Origin of the sequence: uncultured Nevskia sp., from assembly GCF_903885465.1 — a bacterium.
Taxonomy (GTDB): domain Bacteria; phylum Pseudomonadota; class Gammaproteobacteria; order Nevskiales; family Nevskiaceae; genus Nevskia.
Genome location: NZ_CAISIQ010000264.1, coordinates 1 through 5,079 on the forward strand (window position 1 = coordinate 1; position 5,079 = coordinate 5,079).

Consider the following 5,079-nt stretch of genomic DNA (forward strand, 5'->3'; position numbering starts at 1 on the left):
GCAAGATTCTGCTCGCGCGCCAGCTTGCGCTCGCCCGGGGTGGCGAACTCCATGTCCCAGCGCTTCAGCGCCGGCTTGATGATCGTCGCTTCCCACAGCGGCGGAATCAGCGCAGCGAGGAAGCAGACGAACACGCTCGGCAGCTCGATGCCTTCCCGGTGCGGAATCAGCTTGTAGTACGGCGCGTAGGAATTCATGTGGTGATCGGCGTGATTGGTCAGCTCGAAACCGAGCACGCGGGTGGCAACACCGAGATGATTCCAGACGTGACGGCGACCGACCGGCGTGCCCGGCACGCGGGTCTGACCGTAATGCTGGAAGTAGCTGAACGATTCGGTCCAGGTCTTGGCGATGAACATCGCCGACAGCACGCAAAGCACGCCGGTTAGGCCAGCCATCGAGTAGATGATGCTCTGGAAGACAATCTGGATGGCAACGATCTTCCACACGCGATGACGCCAGTTCCAGCCCGACAGGCCGCGCTTGCGCAGGGCCATGCTCTCTGCCTTCAGCGCGTAAGCGATCGTGCCCCAGACTGCTTTCGGCGTGAACTTGTAGATCGAGGTGCCGCGCGGCGCAGTGCTCAGATCGTGCGGCGTCGACACATCGATGTGGTGATAGATCACATGCTCGATGTCGCGCATGCCGTCGAACAGGGTGAACTGCGCATAGCGGCCAACGGTGCGGGCCAGCGGGTCGCGCGAATGAAACAGCTCATGCTGGGCCGCGATACCCGGCACCAGAGCCAGCCAGGCAGACGACATCACGCCGCCGAACAGCTGCCAGCCGGTCAACTCTTCGATATGCATGCGCCAGCCGAACGCCAGGAACAGCACCACCGGACCGAGACCACCGAGCCAGACCGGAATCGACGCCCAGAATGCGGAAGTCATCTTGCGCACGCTGTAGTCGCGGGGGAAAACGAAGTCGATGAAAGTCACCAGCGGGAAGGTTGCGAAGCCCAGCCAGACCCAATCGCCACCCAGATAGAAACCGGCGAGCCCTGCCCCGATCAACAGGGTTGCAGCGTAGTACTTCAGATAATCTTTCATGACGAACTCTCGACAGAAATGGAAAGGGTGGTTATGACTTGAAGGGTGGAATTCGGTTCAGCGGGCGGCGTGCAAACGTCGGGGGCCGAAATGACCGGCGTGCACGACTCGAACAGCCGGCCAATGCCGACGCTCGGAACAAGAACGCTTGATAGCGTTCATGGGCCAGACGCCTCGACAGCGGAATCCACGCGAGCACGACTGCGAGCTCTCGCTGGACGCTCACCGTCTTCCGCGCTGAGCGCAGCACGTGCCGCCGCATCGGCAGGATTGCCGGGCTCCAGCGCAACCTGGGTCAGCAGGTTGTTCTTCATTCTCGACAGCAGATTGTTGAGCAGCAGCTGATCTTCAACCGAGATGCCGTCCATGATCGCTTCATTGCTGGCCCGCGCCACCAGGCGCATGTGCTCCAGCACTTCCAGACCGCGTTCGGCAATCACCACATGCTTCGAGCGGCGATCACCAGGCATTGCCTGACGCTTGATGAAACCGGACTTCTCGAGACGCAGCAGCAGTTCGCCCATCGAGGCGCTGCCCATCTCGAGCATCTGCGCAAGCTCGTTCTGGTTCAGCGGCCGACCATCGCCTCGGGACAGATTGAACAACACCCACCATTGCGAACGGGTGATGCCGAGATGACGCGAGCGCTGGTCATAGAGCATGCGGCGCAGCCGCGAGACGTCATGGATCAGATAACCAGTCCGCAGAAAGCCTTCGAGACTGTTCCTGGACTTGGGGTTTTTCTCGACGCCTGACATGCGAGACCTCAGTGCCTCAGCGGGCCATGAATGACCTGCACGCCCGCCTTGGCTTTGGGCGCCGTGCAAGTTGGCGTGCCGCAGCGGGCAGCATCGATCTGAGAGTCGACCTTGTCATCTTCGTCCGCGGCATCGGCGAGATCCGACCGCGCTTCATCGAGCGCGATCAAGGCGGCGCCGAGCGCGCCGGCGATCTGCGGATTTTCCGGAATGATCAGCTTCAGGCCCAGCGCCTTTTCGAGGTGAAATACGGCGGCCGGATTCTGGGCAACGCCGCCGGTCATCACCAGCGGTTCGCGTTTGCCGACCCGGGCGACCAGACCGACGATGCGGCTGGCAATCGCCGCGTGCACGGCACCGAGCACTTCCGGCTTGCTCTTGCCTTCGGCGAGCAGGGCCACGACTTCGGTTTCGGCGAAGGTCGCGCACATGCTGGAAATGACGATGTTCTCACGCGCTTCGAGCGCCATCGGACCCATCTCTTCGAGCGGCACGGCGACAGCACGCGCCAGCGCTTCGAGAAACTTTCCGGTACCGGCCGCACAGCGATCGTTCATCGCGAATTGCGACACCAGACCCTGCGGATCGACGGCAATGACCTTGGAATCCTGACCGCCGATGTCGATCACCAGCTTGGCGCTCGGCACCATCGCGACCGCGCCGCGCGCGTGGCAGGTGATCTCGGTATAGGACTTGTCGGAGACTTCGAGCATGCGCCGGCCGTAGCCGGTACTGACCGCACGAATCACTTCCTTCTGGCTGATGTCGGCGATTGCCAGTGCTTCGGCGATCGAAGCCTTCGCACCTTCATCGCTGACCGAGCCCTTGTGCGACACGGCCGATGCCACGATCACGCCTTCCATGTCCAGGATCACGGTCTTGGACGTGGTTGATCCGAAGTCGATGCCCATCACGTATTGCTTCATGGCGATCTCCGGTTCAAGAGGTGAGCGACAGCGTCGACAATCGATCAGGCCGCGTGCGGAATGATCATGCGCTTCTTGCCTTCGATCGCTTCCATCATAGCTTCGAGGCGGGCATTGACCAGTTCGTCCTTGTAGAAGGATTCATCGACCATGTCGCCTTCGATCATCGCGACCGGAATGCCCAGACGCTTCTGCACCGCATCGGCAATCAGGTACTGCGGATTGGAGAAGGCGCGGCAGGTACGGGCGGCGTGCAGCACCATGCCATCGATTTCGAATTTCTTGCACAGCTTGATGATCTCTTCAATCATCAACGGCGCTGACAGATTGATCGGGCAGACGAGGTAGTTGATCGCCATGCCTTCGAGCGGATCGTTGACGTCGATGCACTCGTGCTCGTGCCAGAAACCCATGTGCGTGTAACGGCCGGCGACCATCGTCGCGTTGTAGCCGGCGAACTTGTTGGCCAGCCAGCCGATCTTGTTCCAGTTCATGATGCCGTCCCAGAACAGGCGGTACTTCTCCTGCGGGATCGCACCCTCGCCTACCCGCACGCGCTCGGCGATCTCGGCCTTCACGGTCTCGAAATAGCTGACGATTTCCGGGCCGCCGGGCACGAAGTTCACCGGTGCCAGGCTGGTGGTCCAGTCGAAGAAGCTGGCTGGCGCCGGCTTCACCGCGCACATGTCGATGGCTTCCATGCGCAGCTCACCGGCCTTCTTGGTGTAGGCCATGATTTCCGACAACTTGTCGTAGTCGTACTTCTTGCCAGTCTGAACTTCAATCCACTTGATGCATTCCTTCAGCTGGCGAACCATGTACGCGGTCGCTTCCTTGAACTCGGCACCGCTCAGATAGCCCGCGTCCTTCTTGTTGCCCCAGACCCACGGCACCGAGATGTTGAAGATCGGAATCTTCTTGCCGAACAGGCGGAACAGCATTTCGTCCCACTGCTGACCGGTGCTGCAATACGGATAGGCGCTGATGAACATGTCCGGCGCCGGCACCCGCTCGCCGAGCAGGCCAGCACCGAGGGCGTCGCTGAAGCTTGAACCCGAGGCTTCGACGCCACGGTTCTGCGCCAGCACGCCGCAGCCGATGTGGGTGCGCGCGTAGGAGCACAGCTCCTTCATGTAGCCGCGGCTTTCGGCGGCTTCCTGTGCTGGGCCTTCGTTGTTGCGTGCCGCGAGCAGCGCCGACCAGGCTTCGCCGTGCACCCAGCGAATGTCGGCCGCCTGCATCAGCGGATTGATCGCCACGCCCTCGTACCAGCAAACCAGCTTGCCTTCAGCCTTCGCGTTGAAGACTTCGGTCCAGTAGTCGTTGACCATGCGGTTGTTCAGCGACGAAGACTGCAGGCGGTTGGCCTTCACGACCGGCGCTTCGGCGGCATTGAAGAAGTTGCTCATCAGACGGCTCCAGTTTCGACGCTGCGTGTTGCGGTCTTTGCGCGGGCTTGGCGCTTGACGATTTCAAGGAAAGTTTCGACGCGAGTGCGAATGCCCTCAAGCGCCGTGGTTTCGTGCTCAGTCTCGATCAGCAGATGCGGCACGCCCTTCGCTTCGAAGGCTTCCTTGATCTCGGGGTAGTAATACATGTGCGGCTCACAGAACTTGGCCATCAGCACGATCATGCCGTCAGCCTTGCTCTTGACCATCGCATCGAGCAGATAATTTTCCCAGTCCGCATTCTGGTCGACGCGGGTCGGGCACGGCACCTTGAGATTGCGCTCCAGATACCACTTGGCGAGCGCATCGAGCGGGTCGCCGGTCTCATCGACATCGGTCGAGATATAGCGCTGGCCGTGATACAGATCGTCGTCGACGACGATGCCGCCACAGGACTCGATCAGATCGAGAATGCCAAGCTTCGGCGCCTGGCAGAAATGGCCGGACAGATAGACGCGAACGCCGCGCTGACGCTCGGCCGAGCCGGCTTCAAGCTTGGCCACCAGATCTTCGAGCAGCGCGTTGTGCGTCGCCTTGTCCATGACCATGCTCGACTTCACGGCAAGCTGCATCTGCTTCGCAGTCAGGTTCGCGGTGCCGGCACGGCGCATCTCGTAGAGGCGGCGCAGCAGCTGACGGTTCTTGTTGAACAGACGAATGCTGGCGCGCGTGGCCTCATCGTCGATCGGATGGCCGATCATTTCCTCGAGCCCTTCCTTGAGTCCGGCGAAGGTTTCGCGCGCGCGGCTCAGGCTCCAGGGATCGCTCATCGACGAAATGAGCTGATAAAAGTGCACGCGGGTGTTCGGCAACTTGGCGCGGACCACGTCGGCGGCGCCGAGCACCTGCACGCAGTGATCGCCAAACATGATCGCGTCGAGAAAATCGTAGTCAC

General features: G+C 61.2%; 5 protein-coding genes. All 5 read right to left on the reverse strand.

The features are described from left to right. On the reverse strand, positions 1–1,052 hold a 1,052-nt coding region (locus QZY06_RS09870; RefSeq protein WP_295683526.1), incomplete at its 3' end, for an alkane 1-monooxygenase. Positions 1,053–1,210: 158 nt separating this feature from the next. Further along, positions 1,211–1,810: a MarR family winged helix-turn-helix transcriptional regulator gene (locus tag QZY06_RS09875; protein ID WP_295683529.1), complete on the reverse strand. Its 600-nt coding sequence runs from the start codon at positions 1,808–1,810 to the stop codon at positions 1,211–1,213. 8 nt (positions 1,811–1,818) lie between these two features. Further along, the gene (locus QZY06_RS09880; protein ID WP_295683531.1) at positions 1,819–2,736 is read right to left on the reverse strand and encodes an acyl-CoA dehydratase activase; all 918 of its coding nucleotides are present in this window, start codon (positions 2,734–2,736) and stop codon (positions 1,819–1,821) included. A gap of 44 nt (positions 2,737–2,780) precedes the next feature. Beyond that, positions 2,781–4,145, reverse strand: a complete 1,365-nt coding sequence (locus QZY06_RS09885) for a 2-hydroxyacyl-CoA dehydratase subunit D (protein ID WP_295683534.1) — start codon at positions 4,143–4,145, stop codon at positions 2,781–2,783. After that, positions 4,145–5,079 (reverse strand): 2-hydroxyacyl-CoA dehydratase subunit D (locus QZY06_RS09890; protein WP_295683537.1); only part of this gene is annotated, 935 nt, incomplete at its 5' end. The genes QZY06_RS09885 and QZY06_RS09890, both read right to left, overlap by 1 nt.

What these genes read in the sequence shown, in the direction of transcription:
- QZY06_RS09875 (WP_295683529.1), bottom strand. Translation starts at nt 1,810, where the DNA reads ATGTCAGGCGTCGAGAAAAACCCCAAGTCCAGGAACAGTCTCGAAGGC.
- QZY06_RS09880 (WP_295683531.1), bottom strand. Translation starts at nt 2,736, where the DNA reads ATGAAGCAATACGTGATGGGCATCGACTTCGGATCAACCACGTCCAAG.
- QZY06_RS09885 (WP_295683534.1), bottom strand. Translation starts at nt 4,145, where the DNA reads ATGAGCAACTTCTTCAATGCCGCCGAAGCGCCGGTCGTGAAGGCCAAC.